The organism is Streptomyces sp. NBC_00080 (assembly GCF_045041255.1).
GTDB classification, from domain to species: domain Bacteria; phylum Actinomycetota; class Actinomycetes; order Streptomycetales; family Streptomycetaceae; genus Streptomyces; species Streptomyces coriariae.
In genome coordinates, this window is the sequence record NZ_CP108235.1 from 1,260,156 (window position 1) to 1,282,541 (window position 22,386).

At 72.6% G+C, this 22,386-nt stretch carries 21 protein-coding genes and 1 pseudogene; 10 read left to right on the forward strand and 12 right to left on the reverse strand.

Going from position 1 to position 22,386, the window contains the following annotated elements; all coding sequences use genetic code 11:
• Window positions 1–56 precede the first annotated feature (56 nt).
• Window positions 57–3,143 carry a glycoside hydrolase family 2 TIM barrel-domain containing protein gene (locus OHU34_RS05550; protein WP_405765107.1) on the reverse strand — a complete coding sequence of 1,029 codons (3,087 nt, stop codon included), beginning with the start codon at window positions 3,141–3,143 and terminating at the stop codon, window positions 57–59.
• A 300-nt stretch (window positions 3,144–3,443) separates the two neighbouring features.
• Here OHU34_RS05550 and OHU34_RS05555 point away from each other — a divergent pair, with 300 nt between their 5' ends.
• Together OHU34_RS05555 and OHU34_RS05560 are read left to right on the forward strand one after the other, a co-directional pair.
• Complete coding sequence (locus OHU34_RS05555) at window positions 3,444–5,813, forward strand: SpoIIE family protein phosphatase (protein ID WP_405765110.1); 2,370 nt, start codon at window positions 3,444–3,446, stop codon at window positions 5,811–5,813.
• Between the two features lie 72 nt (window positions 5,814–5,885).
• Window positions 5,886–7,181, forward strand: coding sequence for an arsenic transporter (locus OHU34_RS05560; protein ID WP_230193962.1), 1,296 nt, complete (start codon window positions 5,886–5,888; stop codon window positions 7,179–7,181).
• A gap of 9 nt (window positions 7,182–7,190) precedes the next feature.
• Here OHU34_RS05560 and OHU34_RS05565 read toward each other — a convergent pair whose 3' ends face one another.
• Window positions 7,191–9,188: an RICIN domain-containing protein gene (locus OHU34_RS05565; RefSeq protein ID WP_405772156.1), complete on the reverse strand. Its 1,998-nt coding sequence runs from the start codon at window positions 9,186–9,188 to the stop codon at window positions 7,191–7,193.
• Between the two features lie 305 nt (window positions 9,189–9,493).
• The gene (locus OHU34_RS05570; RefSeq protein WP_405765113.1) at window positions 9,494–10,453 is read right to left on the reverse strand and encodes a helix-turn-helix domain-containing protein; all 960 of its coding nucleotides are present in this window, start codon (window positions 10,451–10,453) and stop codon (window positions 9,494–9,496) included.
• A gap of 68 nt (window positions 10,454–10,521) precedes the next feature.
• On the opposite strand from OHU34_RS05570, the gene OHU34_RS05575 reads away from it, so the two are divergent.
• The gene (locus OHU34_RS05575) at window positions 10,522–11,346 is read left to right on the forward strand and encodes a phytanoyl-CoA dioxygenase family protein (protein WP_142267432.1); all 825 of its coding nucleotides are present in this window, start codon (window positions 10,522–10,524) and stop codon (window positions 11,344–11,346) included.
• 81 nt (window positions 11,347–11,427) lie between these two features.
• Here the strand turns inward: OHU34_RS05575 and OHU34_RS05580 are convergent, their stop codons facing one another.
• The 3 genes from OHU34_RS05580 to OHU34_RS05590 form a co-directional block, all read right to left on the reverse strand.
• A complete protein-coding gene (locus OHU34_RS05580; RefSeq protein ID WP_142267431.1) occupies window positions 11,428–12,396 on the reverse strand; it encodes an aldo/keto reductase in 969 nt (322 codons plus the stop codon).
• A 71-nt stretch (window positions 12,397–12,467) separates the two neighbouring features.
• Entirely contained in the window at window positions 12,468–12,983 is a 516-nt protein-coding gene (locus OHU34_RS05585) for a flavoprotein (RefSeq protein WP_230193966.1), read from the reverse strand.
• A gap of 9 nt (window positions 12,984–12,992) precedes the next feature.
• Window positions 12,993–13,454 (reverse strand): nuclear transport factor 2 family protein, encoded by a 462-nt coding sequence (locus OHU34_RS05590; RefSeq protein ID WP_142267429.1) that lies wholly within the window; start codon window positions 13,452–13,454, stop codon window positions 12,993–12,995.
• A 116-nt stretch (window positions 13,455–13,570) separates the two neighbouring features.
• Between OHU34_RS05590 and OHU34_RS05595 the strand changes: the two genes are divergently transcribed.
• The gene (locus OHU34_RS05595; RefSeq protein WP_405765116.1) at window positions 13,571–14,149 is read left to right on the forward strand and encodes a TetR/AcrR family transcriptional regulator; all 579 of its coding nucleotides are present in this window, start codon (window positions 13,571–13,573) and stop codon (window positions 14,147–14,149) included.
• A gap of 277 nt (window positions 14,150–14,426) precedes the next feature.
• Here OHU34_RS05595 and OHU34_RS05600 read toward each other — a convergent pair whose 3' ends face one another.
• Both OHU34_RS05600 and OHU34_RS05605 read right to left on the reverse strand, forming a co-directional pair.
• The gene (locus tag OHU34_RS05600) at window positions 14,427–14,630 is read right to left on the reverse strand and encodes a ferredoxin (RefSeq protein WP_054241080.1); all 204 of its coding nucleotides are present in this window, start codon (window positions 14,628–14,630) and stop codon (window positions 14,427–14,429) included.
• A 5-nt stretch (window positions 14,631–14,635) separates the two neighbouring features.
• A pseudogene (locus tag OHU34_RS05605) lies at window positions 14,636–15,235 on the reverse strand (cytochrome P450); the annotation flags it as partial.
• 303 nt (window positions 15,236–15,538) lie between these two features.
• Between OHU34_RS05605 and OHU34_RS05610 the strand changes: the two are divergent.
• Window positions 15,539–16,162 (forward strand): LysE family transporter, encoded by a 624-nt coding sequence (locus OHU34_RS05610; RefSeq protein ID WP_230193968.1) that lies wholly within the window; start codon window positions 15,539–15,541, stop codon window positions 16,160–16,162.
• A 107-nt stretch (window positions 16,163–16,269) separates the two neighbouring features.
• Window positions 16,270–16,719 (forward strand): nitroreductase family deazaflavin-dependent oxidoreductase, encoded by a 450-nt coding sequence (locus OHU34_RS05615; protein WP_142267426.1) that lies wholly within the window; start codon window positions 16,270–16,272, stop codon window positions 16,717–16,719.
• Between the two features lie 134 nt (window positions 16,720–16,853).
• On the opposite strand, the gene OHU34_RS05620 is transcribed toward OHU34_RS05615, so the two are convergent.
• Entirely contained in the window at window positions 16,854–17,957 is a 1,104-nt protein-coding gene (locus tag OHU34_RS05620) for a cation diffusion facilitator family transporter (protein ID WP_142267425.1), read from the reverse strand.
• Between the two features lie 126 nt (window positions 17,958–18,083).
• Here OHU34_RS05620 and OHU34_RS05625 point away from each other — a divergent pair, with 126 nt between their 5' ends.
• Together OHU34_RS05625 and OHU34_RS05630 are read left to right on the forward strand one after the other, a co-directional pair.
• On the forward strand, window positions 18,084–19,103 hold the full coding sequence (locus OHU34_RS05625; RefSeq protein WP_142267424.1) for a glutathione S-transferase family protein: 1,020 nt from the start codon (window positions 18,084–18,086) through the stop codon (window positions 19,101–19,103).
• A 42-nt stretch (window positions 19,104–19,145) separates the two neighbouring features.
• Window positions 19,146–19,442 carry a DUF4235 domain-containing protein gene (locus tag OHU34_RS05630; RefSeq protein WP_020127674.1) on the forward strand — a complete coding sequence of 99 codons (297 nt, stop codon included), beginning with the start codon at window positions 19,146–19,148 and terminating at the stop codon, window positions 19,440–19,442.
• Window positions 19,443–19,512: 70 nt separating this feature from the next.
• Here the strand turns inward: OHU34_RS05630 and OHU34_RS05635 are convergent, their stop codons facing one another.
• Both OHU34_RS05635 and OHU34_RS05640 read right to left on the reverse strand, forming a co-directional pair.
• A complete protein-coding gene (locus OHU34_RS05635; protein WP_142267423.1) occupies window positions 19,513–19,905 on the reverse strand; it encodes a VOC family protein in 393 nt (130 codons plus the stop codon).
• A gap of 74 nt (window positions 19,906–19,979) precedes the next feature.
• Entirely contained in the window at window positions 19,980–20,444 is a 465-nt protein-coding gene (locus OHU34_RS05640) for a pyridoxamine 5'-phosphate oxidase family protein (RefSeq protein ID WP_054241085.1), read from the reverse strand.
• Between the two features lie 136 nt (window positions 20,445–20,580).
• On the opposite strand from OHU34_RS05640, the gene OHU34_RS05645 reads away from it, so the two are divergent.
• Window positions 20,581–20,943 (forward strand): DUF1304 domain-containing protein, encoded by a 363-nt coding sequence (locus OHU34_RS05645; protein WP_020127671.1) that lies wholly within the window; start codon window positions 20,581–20,583, stop codon window positions 20,941–20,943.
• A complete protein-coding gene (locus OHU34_RS05650) occupies window positions 20,940–21,503 on the forward strand; it encodes a TetR/AcrR family transcriptional regulator (protein WP_142267422.1) in 564 nt (187 codons plus the stop codon). Before OHU34_RS05645 ends, OHU34_RS05650 begins: the two co-directional genes overlap by 4 nt.
• A 7-nt stretch (window positions 21,504–21,510) precedes the next feature.
• Here OHU34_RS05650 and OHU34_RS05655 read toward each other — a convergent pair whose 3' ends face one another.
• Window positions 21,511–22,365, reverse strand: coding sequence for a hypothetical protein (locus tag OHU34_RS05655; RefSeq protein ID WP_405765123.1), 855 nt, complete (start codon window positions 22,363–22,365; stop codon window positions 21,511–21,513).
• Window positions 22,366–22,386 lie beyond the last annotated feature (21 nt).

Here is a 22,386-nt window from a genome sequence, read left to right on the forward strand (position 1 = left end):
AGCGCAGGGCCGCCGCCGCCCGGAACGGGCCGGACCGGTCCGGGCGGTCCGGGCGGTCAGGATTCCAGCTTGGTGATGCGGACCGCTCCTTCGGGCGTGCCGGGTGCGCTGCTGGTCAGGGTCAGCCGCAGTCCGGAGCCGCGGACCGGGTCGAAGGTGAGAGCCGTCGGCGCGTCCGAGGCGGTGGCCCAGTCGACGGTCACCCCGGTGACCGGCGCATAGCGCTCGCCGTCCCAGACCTCCGCCTCGACCGTCGCGGGCAGGCTGTGCGTGGCGTCGACGGTGAAGGACACCTCCACCCGGTCGAAGTCCCGGGTGCGCCCGTAGTCCACCGAGACCCAGTCCCGCGGCCTGGCACCGTCGAACGCGGGCAGCAGGGCGGTGGCCGACTTGGCGAAGGCGTTGGACCAGCCGGTGGCGGGGTCGCCGTCCAGCATGGCGGCGGGCAGGGTGTCCGGGCGGCCGGAGTAACTGGCGTCCGCGTAGGGGTGGTTCACCGGCGCCGGCAGGTCGGGAGTGAAGGCGGCGGGCGGAGTGGTCGCCTTCGCCCGGGCGGGCGTGGTGCGCACGATGGCGGTGCCCTTGCGCAGCCCCTCCACGCGGGCGGTCACCCTCAGGGCGCCGGCCCCGGTGCCGGAGCGCACGATGGCGAGGGCCTTGCCGTGGAAGGCGGTGCGTGTGCCGGCCTGATAGCGCTCGGCGCTCTCCTGCCGCCCGTTGTCGAGACCGGCGAGAGAGCCGCCGCCGACCTCGAAGGAGATGAGGTGTTCGGCGTCGGGCACCACGGTCCCGTGCGCGTCGACCACCTCGGCGGTGACGAAGACCAGTGACCGCCCGTCCGCGGGAAGGGACGTGCGGTCCGGGGTGAGGCGTACGGCATGCGGGGCGCCGGCCGTGCGCAGCACGTCGGTGGCGACCGTCCTGCCGCCCCGGCGGGCCACCGCCTTCAGCTCGCCCGGCCGGTAGGGCACCCGCCAGGTCAGATGCAGCTTGCCCGCGCTGCCGTTCGGGCTGGTGTAACTGCCGGGATAGGGGCCGGTGGTGAAGGTCTTGTCGTCGCCGGTGGCCTCGGTGGTCTCCAGGTAGGCGCGGCCGTCGAGGGTCTTCTTGGTGTCGAACTTCCTTACGCCCAGAGACCTTCCGTTGAGATACAACTCCACGGTGTCGACGTTGGAATAGGCCCACACCTCGACCGTGTCGCCCGCCTCGTGGTTCCAGGTCGTCGGCAGCAGATGGACCATCGGCTCGTCGACCCACTGGCTCCGGAAGAGGTGGTACATGTCCTTCGGGAACCCGGCCGTGTCGACCGCGCCGAAGAAGGACGCCTTCACCGGGAAGACGTTGTACGGGGTGGGTTCACCGATGTAGTCGATGCCGGACCACAGGAACTGACCCGTGAACCACTTCCGGTCGCGGTCCTTCTTGTGGCCGTACTCGCCGCTCATCGTCCAGGAGGCGAGGTTGTTGTCGTAGGAGGAGGTCGCCCGCCTGCCGGGGGTGTGGTTCTCGCCGGTGTTGAGGTGCTCGGGTTCCTGGTAGGTGCCGCGGGTCGAGGTCTCCGAGGACGACTCGGACTCGAAGAGGAAGAGGTGCGGGTAGGCCGTGTGCAGGGCGTCCACCGACTTGGCGGTGTTGTAGTTCAGGCCGAGGCCGTCCAGCTTGGCGAGCATCAGGTCGGCGGCGGAGCCCTTGGCGGGCGGGGTGCGGTACTTGTCCGAGCCGATGATGAGCGGGCGGGTGTCGTCCGCGGCCCTGATCGCGGTGATGATCCGGTCCGCCATGGCGAGACCGGCGGTGGAGGTGGAGTCGGTGATCTCGTTGCCGATGGACCACAGCAGGACGGCGGGCGAGTTGCGGGCCGCGAGCACCATCTCGGTGGCGTCCCGCTCGCACCACTCGTCGAAGAACCGCCCGTAGTCGTACCGCGTCTTGCCGGTCTTCCAGCAGTCGAAGGCCTCCACCAGCATCACGATGCCCAGCTCCTCGCAGATCCGGATCATCTCCGGGGACGGCGGGTTGTGGGAGGTGCGGAAGGCGTTGACGCCCATGGACTTCATGATCGTCATCTGTCTGCGGACGGCGTCGACGCTGATCGCGGCGCCGAGCGCGCCGAGGTCGTGGTGCAGGTCGACGCCCTTGATCTTGGCGTGGCTGCCGTTGAGGTGGAAGCCCTCGTCCGGGTCGAAGCGGAAGGTGCGGATGCCGAACGGGGTGCGGTAGGTGTCGGTGACCCGGCCGGCGACCCGCAGCTCGGTCTCCAGGGTGTAGCGGCGCGGGGTCTCGAAGTCCCATCGCTGCGGGTCGGTCACGGTGAGTTCCTGGGTCTGCGTGGCCCGGTCGGCGACGGTGACCGTGGAGGACGTGCGGGCGACGGTGCGGCCGTTGGGGGCGAGGACGCGGGAGACGACCTCGACGTCCGCGCCCGCGCCGGACGCGTTCGCCACGGTGGTCGCGACCCGGACGACGGCCCGTTCGTCGGTGACCTCGGGGGTGGTGACGTATGTGCCCCAGCGGTCCACGTGCACCGGTTCGGTGACGACCAGGCGGGCCTCGCGGTAGATGCCGCTGCCGGAGTACCAGCGGCTGCTCGGGAGCCGGTTCTGCACCTTGACCGCGATCACGTTCTCGGTGGTGCCGTCGGTGTGCAGCAGGTCGGTGAGGTCGAAGGCGAAACCGGTGTAGCCGTAGGGGTGGTGGCCGACCTCGGTGCCGTTGCAGTAGACGTACGAGTCCATGTAGACGCCGTCGAACTCGACCGAGATCCGCCGGCCCGCGTGGCCGGGCGGCAGTGTGAAGGCGAGGCGGTACCAGCCCAGGCCGCCGGGGAAGAAGCCGGTGCCGCTGGTCGTGCCGTTCTGTGTGGTGGGCGTCTGCTCGATGCTCCAGTCGTGCGGGACCGCCACCGCGCGCCAGGTCGAGTCGTCGTAGCCGGGGGCGGCGGCGTCCGCGTACTGCCCGGTCGGGTCGGTGATCCCGCCCGGGTTGGCCAGCGCGAAGCGCCAGCCGTCACGCAGCGCGACCGTGTGGCGGCCGGATGCGCGCACGGCGTCCGCGGCGGCCTGCGCCGCCGGTGTGCCGAGGAGCGCTCCGGCGGCCGGTGCGGCCGCGGACGCGAGAAGGACCGATCTGCGAGTGACCGTCATGGTCGGCTCTCCCTCATCAGGAACCAGAAGTACTCACAACTGATCGTTAACAAACAGAATCTGACGACGGGCCGCTCCCGCCCGTCAAGGGGCCCGACGCGCCCGCCCGCTGCGGCGGCGGACCGGGGCGCCCTCACCCGGGGATCGCACGGGATCGGCCGGTTTTGGCCCTTGACCCCGGCGGGAACTCGCTGTTCAGCCGAGCCCTGGGGGTTCCCGTCCGCCGGGGAGCGGGACACACTAGGCTGGAACGGAAGTGACGTACCTGTTCACTGTGAGTGTCCGCGATGGAGTGCCGAGATGAGCCCGGAGTACCCGTTCGACGAGGCCGCGACGGCCCGGGCGGTCGTCGACGACTCGGGCGCGCTGATCGGGTGGAACGAGGGCGCACGGGCCCTCCTGGGCTGGACCCCGGCCGACGTCCTGGGCCGACCAGCCACCGAACTGCTGACCGATGGGACACCCGACTTCACCGGTACCCGCTGGGACGGAACGGTCACTTTGCGCCATCGCGACGGCCGCCCGGTCCGGGTGTGGCTGCTCGCCCACCGTCTCCCCGCCCGGGCCGACGACCCGGGACAGTGGCTCGTCGTCACCCCGCTCGCCGGGGACGGCACCGACCCGTCGGACGCTCTCCTCGCCGCGGCGGGCCTCGTCCAGTCCCCCTGCGCCGTGGCCGTCTACGACGAACGCCTGCGACTGCGCCGGCTCAACGACGCGATGCGCGAGGTCATCGGACTGCCCGAGGAACGGGTCCGGGGGCTCAGGCTCGCCGAGATCGGCGGCGGACCGCAGAGCACGGAGCTCGAAGAGCACATGCTGCAGGTGCTCACCAGCGGCCGGCCGCAGGACGTGCAGACGTACATCCGCACCGGCGGCGAATCGCGGGCCCACGCCTGGCTGGCCCGGATGGCGCCGGTCGTCGACGCCGACGGCAGGGTCCGGGGCGTGTGCCTGTCCGCCCACGACTTCACCGAGAACTACCTCGCACGCGAGCGGCTCCAGCTGGTCAACGAGGCCAGCGTGCGCATCGGCAGCACCCTCGACGTCATCCGGACGGCTCAGGAGCTGGCGGAGGTCTGCGTGCCCGCGCTCGCCGACTTCGTCAGCGTCGACCTGCTCGACCCGCAGGACGGCGGGGAGCCGCCGAGCCGGTTCAGCCCGCCGGTGGGGCTGCGGCGTGCCGCGCACCACTCGGTGAACGCCGGCAGCCCGGAGGCGGTGGCCAAGCCCGGCGAGGTACAGCAGTACCCGACCGGGTCGCCGCAGGCCGACTCGCTGGTCGCGGGACACACCATCATCGGCTCCCTGGCGGGGGGCGGTCTGGACGCCTGGCTCGCCTGGGACCCGGCGCGCGGCGCCCGGGTGCGCGAGCTCGGCATCCACTCCACGATGTCCGTGCCGATCCAGGCGCGCGGCATGACGCTCGGCGTCGCCGTCCTCACCCGGTTCCGCCGGCCGGACCCGTTCACCCCTGACGACGTGCTGCTGGCCGAGGAGATCACGGCCCGGGCAGCCGTCTGCATCGACAACGCCCGCCGGTTCTCCCGCGAGCGCGAGACGGCCCTCGCCCTCCAGCGCAGCCTGCTGCCGCGCTCCCTGCCCCGCACCGCCGCCGTCGACGCCGCCTCCCGTTATCTGCCCGCCGCCCGCGCCGGTGTCGGCGGCGACTGGTTCGACGTGATCCCGCTGTCCGGGATGCGTGTCGCCATGGTCGTCGGGGACGTCCTCGGGCACGGCATCCAGGCCTCGGCCACCATGGGAAGGCTGCGCACCGCCGTGCGCACCCTCGCCGACATCGACCTCGCGCCCGACGAGCTGCTCACTCACCTGGACGACCTGGTCGTCCGGCTGTCGGAGGAGGCCGGCGGCGACGGCGACCCCGGCGAAGTCGGCGCCAGCTGTCTGTACGCGGTGTACGACCCCGTGTCGCGACGCTGCACGCTGGCCCGGGCCGGGCACCCCCCGCCCGTGGTGCTGCGGCCCGACGGCCCGGCCCGCCGGGTCGAGCTGCCGGCCGGTCCCGCGCTGGGCCTGGGCGGGCTGCCCTTCGAGTCGGCCGAGCTGGAGCTCGCCGAGGGCAGCGTGCTCGCCTTCTACACCGACGGCCTGATCGAGTCCCGCGAGCGGGAGGCGGACTCCGCTCTCCGGCTGCTGAGCGACACGCTGGCGGCGTACTCGGACTCCCTGGACGAGACCTGCGACCGGATACTGCACGCCCTGCTCCCGCCCGGCGGCACCGCCGACGACGTGGCCCTGCTGCTCGCGCGCACCCGGGGCCTGCCCGCCTCCCAGGTCGCGACCTGGGACATCCCCGCCGACCCCTCGCTGGTCGCGCCGATCCGAAAACAAGCGGTCGACCAGCTCTCCCGCTGGGAACTGAGCGAGGCCTCCTTCACCACCGAGCTGGTGGTGAGCGAACTGGTCACCAACGCCATCCGCTACGGCGCCCACCCCATCCGGCTCCGGCTGATCCATGACGCGGCCACGCTGATCTGCGAGGTGTCCGACACCAGCCACACCGCCCCGCACCTGCGCCGGGCGAAGACCTGGGACGAGGGCGGCCGCGGTCTGCTGCTGGTCGCCCAGCTCACCCAGCGCTGGGGCAGCCGGCACACCCCCGAGGGCAAGACGATCTGGGCGGAGCTGAGCCTGCTCGACGAGGAGTGAGGCGGCCTCCCGGGCGCTTGGCCGGCGCTTTACCCCCGCGTGTTTTCATGGACGGACACCCGGACCAGTCAGATGGGCGGGCACCACCGCACCCCGCTCCCGGAGACACACATCAACTCCCCGCTCGCCGAAACGCTGTCCGTCGTCCTGCTCGCCGCCGCCCTGGGATGGGCGGTGCTGCGCCCCGCCGGGCGGTCCGAGGCGCTGGTCGCCGTCCCCGCCGCCGCCCTGGTGATCGCCCTGGGGGCGGTCTCGCCGGAGCACGCGCTGGCGGAGGCCGAGCGGCTCGGACCGGTCGTCGGCTTCCTCGCGGCGGTGCTGGTGCTGGCGCACCTGTGCGACGTCGAGGGCCTCTTCACGGCGTGCGGGGCGTGGATGGCCCGGAAGTCGGCGGGCAGCCCCCGACGCCTGCTGGTCGCGGTGTTCGTGCTGGCCTCGGTGATCACCGCCGTGCTCAGTCTGGACGCGACCGTGGTGCTGCTGACGCCGGTGGTGTTCGCCACCGCCGCCCGGATGGGCGTGCGCGCCAGGCCGCACGTGTACGCCTGCGCGCATCTGTCGAACACCGCTTCGCTGCTGCTGCCGGTCTCCAACCTCACCAACCTGCTGGCGTTCGAGGCGAGCGGGCTGAGCTTCACCCGGTTCGCCGCGCTGATGGCCCTGCCCTGGGTGGTCGCGATCAGTGCCGAGTACGTGGTCTTCCGGCGCTTCTTCGCCGGCGACCTGCCGGCCGCCGAACCCGCCGCCGACGACGGCCCGGCGCCAGCGCTGCCGCTGTTCGCGCTGGTCACGGTCGCCTGCACGCTCGTCGGGTTCGTGGTGGCGTCCGCCGTGGGGATCGAGCCGGCCTGGGCCGCGTTCGCCGGCGCCCTGGTCATGGCCGGACGTGCGCTGGTGCGGCGGCGGGCGACACCGGTCGCCGTGGTGCGGGCCGCCGCGCCGGGGTTCCTGGCGTTCGTGCTGGCCCTCGGCATCGTGGTGCGCGCGGTCGTCGACAACGGACTCGCCGACGCGCTGCGGCACGTCCTGCCGGACGGCTCGGGCCTGCTCGCCCTGCTCGCGGTCGCCGTGCTGGCCGCCGTCCTGGCCAACCTGATCAACAACCTGCCCGCGGTGCTGGTCCTGGTGCCACTCGCCGCCCCGGCCGGGACCGGGGCGGTGCTGGCGGTGCTGCTCGGGGTGAACATCGGCCCGAACCTCACCTACGCCGGATCGCTGGCGACGCTGCTGTGGCGGCGCGTGGTGCAGGCGCGTGCGGAGCGTGTCGGGCTCGGGGAGTTCACCCGGCTGGGTCTGCTCACGGTGCCGGCCGCGCTGGTCCCGGCCGTCGTGGCGCTGTGGGCCTCGCTCCAGGTGATCGGCGTCTGACCGCCCGGGTCAGTTGCGCCCGCCGCCGAACCCGGAGCCCGAGCCGTATCCCCCGGAGCCGCCGCCGTACCCGGAGCCGCCGTAGCCGTACCCCGAGCCACCGGACGAGCCCGACTGGCCGCCCCAGGAACAGTAGTCATAGGTGTAGTACGAGCAGGACGTGGTGGTGGAGCCCGAGGAGGAGCCCGTCGGGCTCGTGGTGGTCGGGGTGGCGGACGGCGTGGGCGCCGGGGGCTTCGCGGCCTTGGGCGTCGGGGTCGGCGCGGGAGTGCCCGAGGAGGTGCTGTCGGCGCCCCAGTTGACGAACTGCATCTGCGGGTCGGGCTGCGAGGTGTCGATCACCCAGCGCTGGGCCGCGCTGTCCACCCGGTTCTTCAGGACGAGGGCGCCCGATCCGTCGGTGGCGGCGGGTGCCAGCGCGAGGTTCTGGCCCGAGCGCGGGACGAGCGTGCCCTGGAGCGTGAAGTCGTACCGGACGTTCTTGGGGTCGGGCTGGGAGGCTCCCGCGCACGGGGCCAGCCGCACCGAGAAGCCCAGGCGGGAGTCGAGACACAGATCGGCGTCGGCGGCGCTGCGCACCAGCCCGTCCGGTTCGTACGACCACTGCTGGCCGGCCACCGAGGAGCAGGCGGCGAGTTCGGTCTCGGCGCCGCTGACGGCCTTGGTGCCGACGATGCCTATGCACAGCCCGGAGGCCACGTTGTGCAGCCGGCCGCGCAGGGTGCCCTGGGCGTCCTCACCGACGTCGACCCAGGACGGGTCGGAGGTGGCCGTGTCCGTCCCGGGGGCCGGCGTCTTCGCCGACTCGCTGCCGGCGCCGGGCGCGGCTCCGTCCCCGGAGCCGATGGCGGCCCACACTCCGAGCGGCAGCACGACCAGCCCGCTCACGGTCAGCACGGCGGCGGCGAGATTGCGGCGGCGGGCGCGACGGGCCGCCTTCTGGGCCGAACGGCTCCCACCGGGGCGGGAGTCTGCGCCGGATCCGGCCCCGGTGCGCGCGGCGGCACCGACCCGCGATCCGATGCGGGTGATCGCCCCGGCACGCAGCCGGGTGCGGGGGTTCGGTTCTGCGTCGGTACCGGCCGCCGCGGGGGCGGCGGTCCCGTCGGTGAAGGCCTCGCCCGAGTAGCTCCGGGGCCGCTCCGCGGGGGTCTCGCCGGATTCGCCGTCGCCGGCCATCCTGACCTCGACATAGGCCGCGGCGGCCCAGCCCAGGATGCCCTCGGCCAGGGCGGCGCCGAGCAGACCCTCGAACTGCCGGAGCTGGTCGGCGGTGTGCAGGCAGTGCCGGCAGCGCTCCAGGTGGCCGCGCAGATCGGGGTCGAGGTCGGCACCGCCGCGGCGGCAGGTGACGTCCAGCAGCCGGTCGTAGCGGTGGCACTCGTCGTCGGTGGCGAGTTCGCGGTGCACCTGGAGGCACTCCTCGCGCAACCGCTCGCGGGCCCGGCGCAGTTCGACCCGGGCACCCTCCTCCTCGAGCCCCAGCAGTCCGGCCGGTACCGCCAAGGGCTCGGCCTCGACCTCGATGTGCCAGAGCAGGCAGCGCGCGGACTGGGGCAGCCGCTGGAACGCCCGGGACAGGATGCGCCGGTTCAGCGGCGGCAGCAGCCGGGCGGCGGCGCGGTCGCCGTCCTCGCCCTCGGAGCGCAGTGCCGGGTGCAGCAGGTCACGGCGGCCGTCGGCGTCCCATTCACCGGCGATGCGGCGCACGGTCACCAGCAGATGGGGGCGCCAGGCGGCGGTCGGCCCGTTCTGGCGCAGGCTCTCACCGAAGAGCCGGGTGAAGGCGGCCGTGGTGAGCATGCCCGCCGCGCGCTCGCCGTCGGTGCACAGCCGTGCGTAGGCGAAAGCGGCCGCCCAGTGGCGGTCCAGCAGCTCACCGACGGGATGCAGTGCGGGTGACGCCCCCGTCCACTTCTTCAGCTCGGAGCTCAGCTGTTCGTCCGTCGCGTCGAAGCGGCGCGCCGAAGGGGAATTCGACAGGCCTGCGTCATTCACGGTCTGCATTCCTTCCGGGGGCATGCGGCATAAAGTCCATACCATCGGGTATGCGATCCCGCCCACGAAGCGGGATCGACTCGCACAGGGTTCGGCACCTCTGACGTCCGCGGGGGGGGTACCGCTCTTTTGAAGCGTGGGGGGTGTGAACGGGAGGTGTCTCGCGCGCACCGGGGAAATCGTTGTCCGAGCGCCGACAGGGCTCACCTTTGCACAGCCGGACCAGGCGGAACAAGGGATCTCGCGGTTTCGAGACTTGCGGGTGAGCCGAATAATTTTGACGAAACGTCAACCGCGTAACCGCTGTGGGGTGGTCACGGTATCGGTGTCCCTTTTGGCGCCCCTTTCGACGTGCCTTTCAGGACGGTAATTGCCGGCCGCATTCCGTCCCGGTACGCGCCCGGCGGAGTGCCGTGGCGGGCACGGAAGACGCGGCTGAAGTGGAACGCGCTCGCGAAGCCCGAGGCCGACGCCACGCGTTCCACGGACAGGTCGGTGCCCTCCAGCAGCCGGGCGGCGTGGCTCAGCCGGGTCTCGAGCAAGGCCCGCATCGGGGACCGGCCGACCTGCTCCGTGAAGAGATGGGCGAAGCGCGAGGGCGACAACGCGACCTCCGCGGCGAGCGAGCGGACGGTGTGCGGGGCGCCGGGATCCGCCACCATCCGCGCCTGTGCCCGGCGCACCCGGTCGTCGAGGCCGGGCGGGGAGGCGGGAGCCAGGGCCGAGGCGGCCGCCAGCAGGAGGGCCTCCTCCAGCCCGCACAGGGCGAGTTCGCGGGCCGCGGAGCCCTGGGCCACCACGATCCCCAGGTCACCGGACGGCAGTTCGGCACCGGTCCACCGGGCGTCCGCGTGCAGGCGTCGCCAGGCTCCCGCCATCCGGTCGTGCAACGCGGCCGGGACGGGGCCGACGGCGTACAGACCGTCCGGGCCGTCGCCGGTGGCGTAGGGGCGGAGCCAGGGTGTCCAGGAGGGCCGTGCCTGGCAGTGCGCCCACCAGAACCGCCAGTGCCGGGCGCCGGGTTCGACGGCATAGGTGTGCGGAACGCCCGGCGCGAGCACCACCAGGTCTCCGGCGCGGGCCCGTACCTCGCTCCCGCCCTGCCGAAGCCGGCCACGTCCACCCGTCGTCCAGGTGAACAGCCAACTGTCCGACCCCTGGGGCCGGTCGACGCCGTACCCGGCGTCCTCGTCGAAGTGACCGACCACCACCAGGCCGGGCGGCGGGGACGGATCCGCGGGCCCGGCAGTCCTGGGCAGGTCGTCAGCACGCATGGGCATCCTCCCGGGGGGTGCGTCGGCCTAGCGTGGCGGTCGAGACCAGTGGACCGAGGAGGGCAAGTATGACCGTCACGGACACCGGCGCCGCCGGGGCACCCGTCCTGACCCGCGCGGGGCTGCGGCAGTACCGGGAGGACGGCTTCACCGTCGTACGCGGGTTGTTCGGGTACGACGAGGTCGAGCGGCTGTGTGCCGAGTTCACGGAGTTGCACGCGGCCGGGCGGCCGGTGCCCGGGCACTTCGAACCGCGCCCCGGCACCACCGACCCGCTGTACGCGTACCCGAGGGTGATGCACCCGCACGAGATCAGCTCCCTCGCCCGGCAGGTGCTGCTGGACGCGCGGTTGCGGAACGTGCTGGAGGACCTGCTCGGTGAGGAGGTGCTGGCCGCGCAGAGCATGTTCTATTTCAAGCCCCCGGGCGCCCGGGGGCAGGCGCTGCACCAGGACAACTTCTATCTGCGGGTCGAGCCGGGCACGTGTGTGGCGGCCTGGCTGGCCTGTGACGTGATCGACCGGGACAACGGCGGGCTGGAGGTCGTGCCCGGCACCCACCGGATGGGGCTGTTCTGCCCCGAGGAGGCGGACGCGGAGGTGTCGTTCGCGCGCGAGTACGTGCCGCCGCCGCCCGGGCTCGCCGCCGTGCCGGTCGACATGGCGCCGGGTGACGTGCTGTTCTTCAACGGCAGCCTGGTGCACGGGTCGGGGCCCAACGCCAGCGGGGACCGGTTCCGGCGGTCGTTCATCGGGCACTATGCGGGGCAGTCGGCGGAGCGCATCGGGCAGTACTACCGGACGGTGTCGATGGGTGGTGAGCGAGTGCCACTGGCGGTCAGCGAGGGGGCGGGGCCCTGCGGTACCGAGTTCGCACCGCAAGGCCCGCATTAGCGCTCCGCTCGCCGGGCGGCTCTTCGGCTGTCGGTGCGCGGGGGTTGGTCGCGCGGTTCCCCGCGCCCTGACCGGGCGCTTTCAGTGGCCGGCGATCGGGTGGGGCCGGTAGGGCTCCTCCAGTTCCGCCAACTCCTTTTCGGTCAGGGCCAGTTCGGTGGCGGCCACCGCGTCCTCGAGGTGGTGGGGCTGCGCGGCTCCGACGATCGGGGCGGTCACCGTGGGCTGGTGGAGGAGCCAGGCGAGGGCGACCCTGGCGCGGGGGACGCCCCGGTCGGCCGCGATGCGGGTGACCGCCTCGACGGTGCTGCGGTCGCCCTCCAGGTAGAGGGAGCCGCCGAAGCCGTCCGTGGAGCTGCGGCCGGTCTCGGTGCCCCAGTCACGGGTGAGGCGGCCGCGGGCCAGCGGGCTCCACGGCAGTACGCCGACGCCCTGGTCCGCGCAGAGCGGCAGCATCTCGCGCTCCTCCTCGCGGTAGAGGAGGTTGTAGTGGTTCTGCATCGACACGAACCTGGTCCAGCCGTGCCGCTCGGCGGTGTACTGCATCTTGGAGAACTGCCAGGCGTACATCGAACTCGCCCCGATGTAACGGACCTTGCCCGCCTTCACCAGGTCGTGCAGCGCCTCCATCGTCTCCTCGACCGGGGTGAACGGGTCGAAGCGGTGGATCTGGTACAGGTCGACGTAGTCGGTGCCCAGGCGGCGCAGACTGTGGTCGATCTCGGACAGGATCGCCTTGCGGGAGAGTCCGGCGCCGTTGGGTCCGGGCCGCATCCGGCCGTTCACCTTCGTCGCGAGCACGATCTCCTCGCGGCGGGCGAAGTCGCGCAGGGCCCTGCCGACGATCTCCTCGCTGGTGCCGTCGGAGTAGACGTTCGCGGTGTCGAAGAAGGTGACACCCGCGTCCAGGGCCTGCCTGATGAGCGGGCGCGACGCCGCCTCGTCGAGGGTCCACTCGTGCGCGCCCCGGTCGGGGAGTCCGTAGGTCATGCAGCCCAGACAGATCCTGGACACGTCCAGACCCGTCGAACCGAGCTTCACGTACTGCATCGCGGCCGCTCCTGACATCGGTGGAGGTACAGAAGTGGAGCGTACGACGGCCCGGCGGGCCACCGTGTGACTCATTCGATCAGGTCCAGCGCCCGCTCCCAGTCGAACTCCTCGCCCCGGTCACGGTCGTAGGGGTACCCGAACCGGACACCCATGCCGCGCAGCCGTATCAGACTCTCCTGGTAGGCGGGGTGGCTCGCGAGGGTCTCGTTCACACAGGGCAGGACCCCGAGCGGGACGCCCAGCCCGGACACCTCGCACAGGGTGCCCAGGGCGAGGGTGTCGGCGATGCCCGCCGCCCATTTGTTGATGGTGTTGAAGGTGGCCGGGGCGACGACGACCGCGTCGGGATCGGGGAAGGGCCGCGGGTCGCCGGGGCGCCGCCAGGCGGAGCGGATCGGGCGCCCGGTCTGTGCCTCGACGGCGGCGGTGTCGAAGAAGCCGTTCATGGCGTGGGGCGTCGCGATGACGCCCACCTGCCACTCCCGTTCCTGGGCGGCGGAGATCAGCCTGCCGATGTCCGCGGCGATGCCGGCGGCGCAGACGACGACATGGAGAAAGGGTGGCGGTTCGTCCTGTGCGGTCACCCGCGCACCCTACTGAAGCGGGAAGGACAGCCCTCGTTCGGCCTCGGGGCGCGGCCCGTGGATACGGCGGTCCGCCTCCTCGATCGGCACGTCGTCGATGCTCGCCTCCCGGCGGGTCATCAGCCCGCGCTCGTCGAACTCCCACAGTTCGTTGCCGTAGCTGCGCCAGCACTGTCCGGTCGCGTCACGCGACTCGTACTGGAAGCGGACGGCGATGCGATGGCCGTCGTGGGCCCAGAGGTCCTTGCGGAGCGCGTACTCGTGCTCGCGGGCCCACTTGGCGGTGAGGAACTCGACGATCGCGGCACGTCCGGTGAGGAAGGTGTCGCGGTTGCGCCAGACCGAGTCCTCGGAGTAGGCGAGGGCGACCTTGTGCGGGTCACGGGTGTTCCAGGCGTCCTCGGCGGCCTGCACCTTGCGGGCCGCGGTCTCCCGGGTGAAGGGCGGCAGGGGTGGTCGGGCGTCCGACATGGCGTCTCCTGAGTTCCCGAACTGTAGAGAACGATCGTTCTCCGGCTTGGCTGCTAACGTAGAGAACGCACGTTCTCCCGTCAAGGAACCAGCAACGCGAGGAGCGGTGGTCGCCCGTGGACAGCGCAACGGCCCGTGAGCAGGCGCTCGACGCCGCGGAGAAGCTGTTCTACGGGCGCGGCGTGCAGGCCGTCGGGATGGACGACCTCCGGGGCGCCTCGGGGGTGTCGCTCAAGCGCCTCTACCAGCTGTTCCCGGCCAAGGAGCAGTTGGTGGAGGCCTACCTGGAGCGGCGCGACGTGCGCTGGCGCGGGCTGCTCGCGGAGGCCGTCGCACGGCGGGAGGACCCCCGGGAGCGGATCCTGGCCGTGTTCGACTGGCTGGCGGAGTGGTTCGGCGAGCCGGACTTCCGCGGCTGCGCGTGGATCAACGCGTACGGCGAGCTGGGCGCGACCTCGGAGCGGGTGGCACGCCAAGTACGGTCCCACAAAAGGGCGTTCCGCGAGTATCTCGGCGGGCTCGTGGCCGACGCGGGGCTGCCCGACGCGCTCACCGGGCCGCTGTTCCTGCTGTCGGAGGGCGCGATGGTGACCGCCGGGATCAGCGGGGGCGCAGCCCCGGCGGCCGAGGCACGCGAGGCGGCGCGGCTGCTGCTGGGCAGCACGCGGTCCGCGGGTCGGGCCGGGGCCGGCTGACCACCGGCCCGGCAGCCGAGGAAGGACACGTCGGGGCAGAGCGGCCCGGCTTCCCTGGCGAACGCGCGCTCCCGGGCGTCATCCCCCACGAGGACACCTCCCTCGGCCGACGAGGCAGGTGTCCTCCCACCCGTCGTGCCGACGCCGCCCCGGCGAAGATCTACCGGCCGTCCTTGGCGCCCCGGTGCACGAGGGCGTCGTCCGTGAACCGTTCCGGGAACGCCTCGCGCAGGGCCGCCGCGGCCCGCTCCGCGTCGGCCGCACCCGGGCCCGGGCCTCATCCGGCCGACTCGGACACCTTGATCGCGCCGACCGGGCAGGCCCGCGCGGCCTCCCGGACCATCGGGTCACCGCCGCCGCCCTCCCGGCCGGGCAGCAGGGCGCTGAAGCCGTCGTCGTCCTGGGTGAAGACGCCCGGGGCGGCCAGCGCGCACTGGCCGGCGCCGATACAGACGTCCGTGTCGATGTGAATGTCCGTCACGGGCGCACCTCCTCCGGCACCCGGCTGCGCAGCAGCCGTCGCGACTGCTCCTCGAAGAACTCGTGGTCGGCGTACGGGACGCCGAGCAGTTCACAGATCACCGTGGACGGCACGGGCAGCGCGAAGGCGCTCACGAGTTCCGCGGGCGGCCCCTGCGCGAGCATGGCGTCGATGCGCTAGTCGACGATCCGCCGGATGGCCGGGCGCAGGGCGGTGGCGCGTTTGAGGGTGAAGTTCGCGATCAGCAGGCGGCGCTGGACGTGGTGCTCGGGGTCGTCGACGTTGAGCAGGGCCGTCCGGCGGTCGCGCAGCGCCTTGAAGCGGGGTGAGGTCGCCGGGTAGCCGGGGCGGGTGCGGTCGGTCGACAGGCGGGGGTCGGCGAGCAGGTCGCGGGCCGCCTCGTGCCCGGTGACCAGCCAGGCGACCCGGCCGTCGTAGAGGGTGACGCGGGCCAGCGGACGGGAGTCCCGCAGGGCGTCGTAGGCGGCGGGCGGCTGATAGGGGCAGGTGCGGTCCTGCGGGAAGGCGACAGGCGCCGGCCCGCGCCTCACATCCGTCGGGCCCGTGGTGTCCGTCGCATCCGTGGTGTCGGTCGTGTCCGTCATGGGTGACCTCGCAGACGAAGAGTGCGTCGTGCCGATCTTCATTAGATGCCCCGGGCACCTATAGGACGACGCGCAGTTCGGCCAGATCGCCCAATGGGGCGATTCCGCCGGAACCATTCGCTCCGAAGCGCCGCTCCCGGGGCGGCGGCGGGAAAATCGATTGCCGCCGCCCCGCCTCCACCCGCAGGATCCGGCCATGTCCACTTTCGACGCCCTCCTGCCGCTGACGCCCGCCACCGCCCTTCCGGCATGCGGCCGACAGCAGCAGCCCGGCCGTCACCGGAGGCCCGACACCGCGCGCCCGTGACGGCCGCGCTCGTCGCGGGCCTGGTCGCGGGCTACGGCATCGCCGTACCCGTCGGCGCGGTCGCGACCTACCTCGTCTCCCTCACCGCCCGCACCTCCCTGCGCACCGGCGTGTGCGCCGCCCTCGGCGTCGCCCTCGCCGACGGCCTCTACGCCCTGGTCGCCACGGTCGGGGGCGCCACCGTCGGCGCCGTACTGCGACCGGTACTGACGCCGCTGCGCTGGGCTTCCGCGCTGGTCCTGCTGGCGCTGGCGGCACGCGGCGCGGTGGCGGCCCTGCGCCAGTACCGCGCCCGGCGGCTCAGCACCCGGTCCGCGCCCCCGCCGCCGAGCCCGGCCCGGGCCTGTCTGAGCCTGTTCGGCATCACCCTCCTCAACCCGACGACCGTCATCTACTTCGCCGCCCTGGTTCTCGGTACCGGCACCACCGCATCCGTACGGCCCCTGGAGCAGGGCGTGTTCGTACTGGCGGCCTTTCTCGCGTCGGCGAGCTGGCAGGTGTCGCTCGCCGGCGGCGGCGCGCTGCTGGGCCGCGTGCTGACCGGGCACCGGGGGCGGCTGGTGACGGCGCTCGTGTCGAGCGCGGTGATGACGGTGCTGGCCGTGCGCATGATGACCTAGGAGGCCCAGGGGCGGATGAATCTCGCGGTCACCGGTGTTGAATCGGGGTGCGAGTCGGACGTACGTGGCGCGAACGACGCGGCACGATGACGAAGGGGACGGATGCCATGCCTCTCGAAGGCGAGTACGAAGCCAGCCCGACGCAGTGGGTGCGCGAGCAGGTGGAGCAGTACGAGCGCTCCGGCGGCACCGAGGGGACGACGCTGCGGGACACGGGCCTGCCCGTCATCCTGCTGACGACCCGGGGCGCGAAGAGCGGGAAGCTCCGCAAGACGCCGCTGATGCGGGTCGAGCACGACGGCCGGTACGCCCTGGTCGCCTCGCAGGGCGGGGCGCCCAAGCACCCGGTCTGGTACCACAACCTCAAGGCCGACACCCAGGTGGAGCTCCAGGACGGCCCGCTGAAGCAGGACATGACGGCCCGTGAGGTCACCGGTACGGAGAAGGCCGAGTGGTGGGAACGCGCCGTCGCCGCGTTTCCGGCGTACGCGGACTACCAGAAGAAGACCGAGCGGGAGATCCCGGTGTTCGTCGTGGAGCCCGCCGCCGGCAGCTGAGCCGGCCTCCGTCCGGGCGCGGAAGGTGTCCCTCCGGGCGCCCTTCGAGCGACTCTCGAGGACTCCTCGACGAGGTCGTAGAAAAAATCTGTCTCGGAAAACGCATGACGGTGCTCCCACCGGGCACCCGACTGTCAGGCCCCGCCGCGTTCCCCCGTCGCGGCGGGGCTTTCCCCTGCCTCGCGCGCGCCGCGGTCGGTCACATCGAGGAAGATCTGGTCCGCCTCGGGCACCGTCGCCGCGATCGAACGCTTGATGCGCACGGCGACCTCCTCGACCCGCTCGCTGTCCAGGCCCGGCATGAGGTCGACGCGGGCCGCCACCAGCGCCGCGTCGAGGCCCATCTTCATCGTGAACAGCGCTTCCACGCTGTCGATCTCGGGCTGGGCGTCGAGCAGCGCGCGGATCCGCGCCCCGGTCTCCGGGTCGGCGGCCTCGCCGATGAGCTGGTCGCGGGCCTCCCGCCCCAGCCGGTAGGCGACGTAGACGAGCAGCGCGCCGATCGCGAGCGAGGCGGAGGCCTCCCACACGACCTGCCCGGTCACCATGTGCAGGACCATGCCGATCGCGGCCAGGGTGACGCCGAGCACGGCGGTGCCGTCCTCGGCGACGACCGTGCGCAGGGCCGGGTCGCGCAGGCCCGCGAGTCCGCCGCCCTGCTTGCGCACCTGGTGCAGGGCCCGCAGCAGTGAGGCGCCCTCGGCGAGGAAGGCGACGCCGAGCACGACCAAGCCGGCCACATAGCCGCTGAGCTCTTCGTCGACGCCGGACCGCAGGGCCTCGACGCCCTGGAAGAAGGAGAAGCAGCCGCCCATGACGAAGATCCCCACGGCGGCCAGCAGCGACCAGAAGAAGCGTTCCTTGCCGTAGCCGAAGGGGTGCCGTGCGTCGGCCGGGCGTCGGCTGCGGCGCAGTGCGGCGAGGAGGAAGACCTCGTTCAGACTGTCGGCCACGGAGTGCGCGGCCTCCGACAGCAGCGCGGGCGAGCCCGCGAACAGACCGCCCACGGCCTTGGCCACGGCGATCACCAGATTGGCGACGAGCGCGACGAGGACGGTGACGCGGGTCCTGCGGTCGGCGTTCGACGACCTGGCGCGGTCTCCTCTCCCTCGCGCCTTCTCCTCTGCCGCCCTTCCGGCGTTCGTTTCGGCGTTCGTTTCGGCGGTCGTTTCGGCGGTCGTTTCGGCGGTCCGTTCGGCGGTCCGTGCGGTCCGGCGCTCTGAAGATGTCCCTGTCACCTTCGCCGACTGCCCAGGCAGGTGGGGCTCATACCGTGCCGTCGGCGGAAATCGGGGAACGCGTTCAGCAGGACATGCACGGGCACAGGACATGCACGAGAGCACGGAAAGCCAGCGGGAGGAACCATGAGCGGCGGGGGCGACGGCAACAGCGCGTACGGCCACAAGGCGTTCCGGCGGTCCAAGAGTCACTTCACCGACCGGATCACCGCGGACGGCCGGGACGGCTGGCCCGTGACGGCGGGCCGTTACCGTCTGGTGGTCAGCCGTGCCTGCCCGTGGGCGAGCCGGGCGGTGATCTCCCGGCGCCTCCTCGGCCTGGAGGACGCCCTGCCCATGGCGATCGCCGACCCCATCCAGGACGACCGCAGCTGGCGCTTCACCCTCGACCCGGACGGCCGCGACCCCGTCCTCGGCATCCGTTATCTCAGCGAGGCCTACGACCGCCGGGAGCGCGACCACGGCGGCGGCGTCAGCGTGCCGGCGATCGTGGACGTGCCCAGCGGTGAACTGGTGACGAACGACTACCAGCAGCTCACCCTGGACCTCGCCACCGAGTGGACGGCGCTGCACCGTCCGGGTGCCCCCGACCTCTACCCCGACGGGCTGCGCGACGAGATCGACACGGTCATGGCCGACGTGTACGAGGACGTCAACAACGGGGTGTACCGGGCGGGTTTCGCCAGTGAGCAGGACGAGTACGAGCAGGCGTGCGCGGGAGTGTTCCGGCGGCTGGAGCTGCTGGCGTCCCGGCTGGCCCGGCAGCGCTACCTGGTGGGGGACACGATCACCGAGGCGGACATCCGGCTGTTCACCACACTGGTGCGTTTCGACGCCGTCTATCACGGCCACTTCAAGTGCAACCGCTGGAAACTGACGGAGAATCCGGTCCTGTGGGCGTACGTCCGGGATCTCTTCCAGACGCCCGGCTTCGGCGACACCGTCGACTTCGATCACATCAAGCGGCACTACTACCGGGTGCACACCGGCATCAACCCGACCCGGATCGTCCCCCTGGGCCCGGATCTGGCCGACTGGCACGCCTCCCATCACCGCGAGGAACTCGGCGGCCGTCCGTTCGGCACCGGGACGCCGCCCGATCCGGTCCGCGTCGACGAGGAGGTCCCGGCGCGGGGACGACCCTGAGACCCCTATCCACGCAACACCGGAAGAAGGAGTGAGACACACGTGGCCAAGAAGAGGAAACTCCCCCTTGTCTACAAGCCCGTCGGTTTCGTGCTCGGCTGGGCGAGCGGCGCCCTGGCGGGAGCCGCGTTCCGCAAGGCGTGGAAGGCGATTCGACACGAGGACGACGCACCGGACGCTCTCGACCGGGACCGCGGCTGGGGCGAGATCCTGCTGGCCGCGGCGGTCCAGGGCGCGATCTTCGCGGCGGTCCGCAGCGCCGCCGACCGCACCGGCGCCAAGGCGATCGAACGGTCCACGGGCGTGTGGCCGGCCCAGGACAAGGGCGGCCGGGACTGAGGGGCCCTACCGCGGCCCGGCCCTCTCCGGCATCGTCCGGATGAGGGCCGGGCCGCTCCCGTACCCGGCTTCAGCCCTGCTTCGGTGCCGTGGGGGGCGCGAGGCGGATGGTGAAGGAGTGGCCGGACGGGTCGGAGTAGCCGCGCTCCTCGTGCGGGCCGGGGGCACCCTTGGTCTCCAGGGGGCGGCCCCCCAGGCCCACGACCCTGCGTTCCACCTCGTCGAGGTCGTCGACGAGGAAGTCCAGGTGGGCCTGAAAGGAGTTCTCGGGGCGGGGCCAGCTCGGCGGGGTCGCGTTGACGTCGCGCCGGAAGGCCAGCCGGGTCCCGTCGGCGCCCCTGATCTCCACGCGGTTGGCGGACGCGACGATCTCCTCGGCGTCCAGCAGCCCCTTGTAGAACTCGGCGAGCTTCTCGGGCTCGGCACAGTCGAGCACCACAACGCCCGCTTTCACCAATGCCATGTCGTCGTCTCCTCCGCGAGATCCGGCCCGGGGCGGGCGAATCCCGCCCCCCGGACCTTGCGGATACCCCGGTTTCAGTCGGCCACCAGCCAGGTCCCGTCCCGCATCAGCTCCCGCCCCTGGATCTCGTTGGCCGCCCGCCAGGCCTGGATCCGGCCGGGGAGGACCCGGAAGTACAGGTAGGGCGCGGCCAGTTCGCGCGGGTCGAAGCCGGTCTTGCCCGCGAAGATCTCGGCGTCCTCCTCCGGCAGTTCGAGCGGCGGCACGGCCACGGCGGTGCCCTCGATCATCACGACGTCCTGGGTCGGGCCGACGGCGATGCGCGCGACACCGGTGGCCAGCAGGTTGCGGCCGGTGGGGCTGGTGGCGGGCGTGGCGAAGAGCAGGGTCGCGCCGTCCCAGACGAAGGAGAGGGGGACCAGGTAGGGGGCCGAGCCGCCTTCGGCGGCCGTGGCGACCCACGCGTCGACGTCGTGTTCCAGCCGGTGGAGGGTGTCGAGCTTGCGCTGCTTCGCGGGGCGTGCGGGTGCTGGCGTCATGCTTTCAGTCTGGCCGCCGCCGCCCGTTTCGCATCAAGAGCCCCACGCCGGGAGGTCGCGATTCCCACCGACGACCGGACTTCCTGGACAGGTGTCCCGTTATAGTGGACACCTGTCCAAGAAACTGAGGGAGACCATGGAGATCCTGGCGAACGTTCTGGTCGTTCTGGTGGCCGCACTGCATCTCTACATCCTGGTGATGGAGATGTTCCTGTGGCAGAGGAAGCCGGGGATGTCGTTCCACGGCCTGGACGCCGAGATGGCGAAGCGGACCGCCCCGATGGCCGCCAACCAGGGGCTCTACAACGGTTTCCTCGCGGCGGGCCTGGTGTGGGGGCTGATCGCGGCCGACCCGACCGGCTTCCGGGCGCAGGTGTTCTTCCTGTCCTGTGTGATCGTGGCCGGCGTGTACGGCGCGGCCACGGCGAACCGCCGGATCCTGGTCGCCCAGGCCCTGCCCGGTGCGCTCGCCCTGGCCGCCGTCCTGATCGCGCAGTGACCCGCGGCGAGCCCGAGGACCCGCGCGCGGCCCGCACCCGGGCGCGGCTGCGTTCCGCGTTGCTGGCGGAATGCGCCGAGCGGCCGCTGGAGGAGGTCGGCGTCGCCGCGCTGGTGCGGCGGGCGGGGGTCGGCCGGGCCACCTTCTACGTGCACTATCCCGACCTGGAGGCGCTCGCGGTCGACGCCTGCGCGGACGTCGTACGCGAGGCCGTGGAGGCGCTGCACGCCTGGCAGGGCCGACCCGACCCGGTACGGGCGCCGGCCGCGCTGCCGGAGTTCTTCGGCTCCCTGACGCCGCACGCCGCGCTGTACCGCACCCTGCTCGCGCCGGGGGGCGGCGGCCCGCTCGGCCGCGTGCTGCACCGGGACCTGCGGGCCTACAGCCTGCGGGAACGAGAGCGGGCGGGTGCGGCCGACGCACCCCTGGTCGCCTCGGCCGTCGCCGCGACCTTCGCGGGGGTGCTGGCGGACTGGCTGCACGGCGACCTCGAGGGCACGCCCGGTGAGATCGCCGACCAGGTGTGGCAGTTGCTGGTCGCGCTGCACGCCAGCCGCTGACCGACGGTCAGCGGCACGCCACCGCGTCCTTCGCCAGGGGCCAGGCCTCGACGCCGTCGGAGGTGCGGACGTACGCCGTCGAGGCGTCGTCCGTCAGCCACAACCGCCAGTCGCCGTAGCGGTACCCGGTGTCGTGGGCGTCGGCCGGCAGGGCGGCGTCGCCGTCGTACGGCGAGGTCAGCAGGTCCACCTCGATCACGCCGTCGGGGTCGCGGACGTACTGCCGGTGGTCCTCTCCCCGGCCCATCCCCAGGAAGTGCGCCGTCTGCCAGTCGCAGTGCTCGGCACCGGGGTAGCTGCTCAGGGTCGTGGTCGCGACCCGCCCACCGTGCCGGTCGGTCCAGATCTCCTCGTCGCCGGAGTCGGTGACGCTCGCGGGAAGTTCGGCCGGATCGCAGGAGGCGTTGGTCTCCGGACCCCAGCCCGGCCTCTCCTTCTGGTCCCGGGCGACGACCACCGCGACCTTCGTCCGCCCGGTCACGTCGTAGGAGAACAGCACCCGGTCCGCCTCCTCGCGCTCCACCCGGAAGCCGGAGTGCGGACCCGTCGGCTCGAACATGTCGAAGTAGAGCCGCAGCCCCTCCTGCGGCGTGTCACCGCCGTCGTCCTCGCTCCAGCCGTCCGGCCCGCCGCCCGAGGAGATCTCCCCGTCGCACTCCAGCGCCCGGCCCGCGGCGCCGGACGCGGTGCGCAAGGCCTCCGGCGTACTCTCGTCCAGCTCCTTCGTGGCGATGTCCAGCGGACCGGCGTACGGCGTCGCCGGCGGCGTCCCCTCGACGACCACGTCCGTCTCGTCGCCCGCACCGCATCCCACGGCCGCCAGTACCACCAGCAGCCCTGACGCCACGAACCGTGTGCGCATACCCGCCCCCCCCGTCTCGTC

Coding starts and splice junctions, on each gene's coding strand:
- OHU34_RS05550 (WP_405765107.1), bottom strand. CDS start 3,143: ATGACGGTCACTCGCAGATCGGTCCTTCTCGCGTCCGCGGCCGCACCG.
- OHU34_RS05555 (WP_405765110.1), top strand. CDS start 3,444: ATGAGCCCGGAGTACCCGTTCGACGAGGCCGCGACGGCCCGGGCGGTC.
- OHU34_RS05560 (WP_230193962.1), top strand. CDS start 5,886: ATGGGCGGGCACCACCGCACCCCGCTCCCGGAGACACACATCAACTCC.
- OHU34_RS05565 (WP_405772156.1), bottom strand. CDS start 9,188: ATGCAGACCGTGAATGACGCAGGCCTGTCGAATTCCCCTTCGGCGCGC.
- OHU34_RS05570 (WP_405765113.1), bottom strand. CDS start 10,453: ATGCGTGCTGACGACCTGCCCAGGACTGCCGGGCCCGCGGATCCGTCC.
- OHU34_RS05575 (WP_142267432.1), top strand. CDS start 10,522: ATGACCGTCACGGACACCGGCGCCGCCGGGGCACCCGTCCTGACCCGC.
- OHU34_RS05580 (WP_142267431.1), bottom strand. CDS start 12,396: ATGCAGTACGTGAAGCTCGGTTCGACGGGTCTGGACGTGTCCAGGATC.
- OHU34_RS05590 (WP_142267429.1), bottom strand. CDS start 13,454: ATGTCGGACGCCCGACCACCCCTGCCGCCCTTCACCCGGGAGACCGCG.
- OHU34_RS05615 (WP_142267426.1), top strand. CDS start 16,270: ATGCCTCTCGAAGGCGAGTACGAAGCCAGCCCGACGCAGTGGGTGCGC.
- OHU34_RS05625 (WP_142267424.1), top strand. CDS start 18,084: ATGAGCGGCGGGGGCGACGGCAACAGCGCGTACGGCCACAAGGCGTTC.
- OHU34_RS05635 (WP_142267423.1), bottom strand. CDS start 19,905: ATGGCATTGGTGAAAGCGGGCGTTGTGGTGCTCGACTGTGCCGAGCCC.
- OHU34_RS05640 (WP_054241085.1), bottom strand. CDS start 20,444: ATGACGCCAGCACCCGCACGCCCCGCGAAGCAGCGCAAGCTCGACACC.
- OHU34_RS05645 (WP_020127671.1), top strand. CDS start 20,581: ATGGAGATCCTGGCGAACGTTCTGGTCGTTCTGGTGGCCGCACTGCAT.
- OHU34_RS05655 (WP_405765123.1), bottom strand. CDS start 22,365: ATGCGCACACGGTTCGTGGCGTCAGGGCTGCTGGTGGTACTGGCGGCC.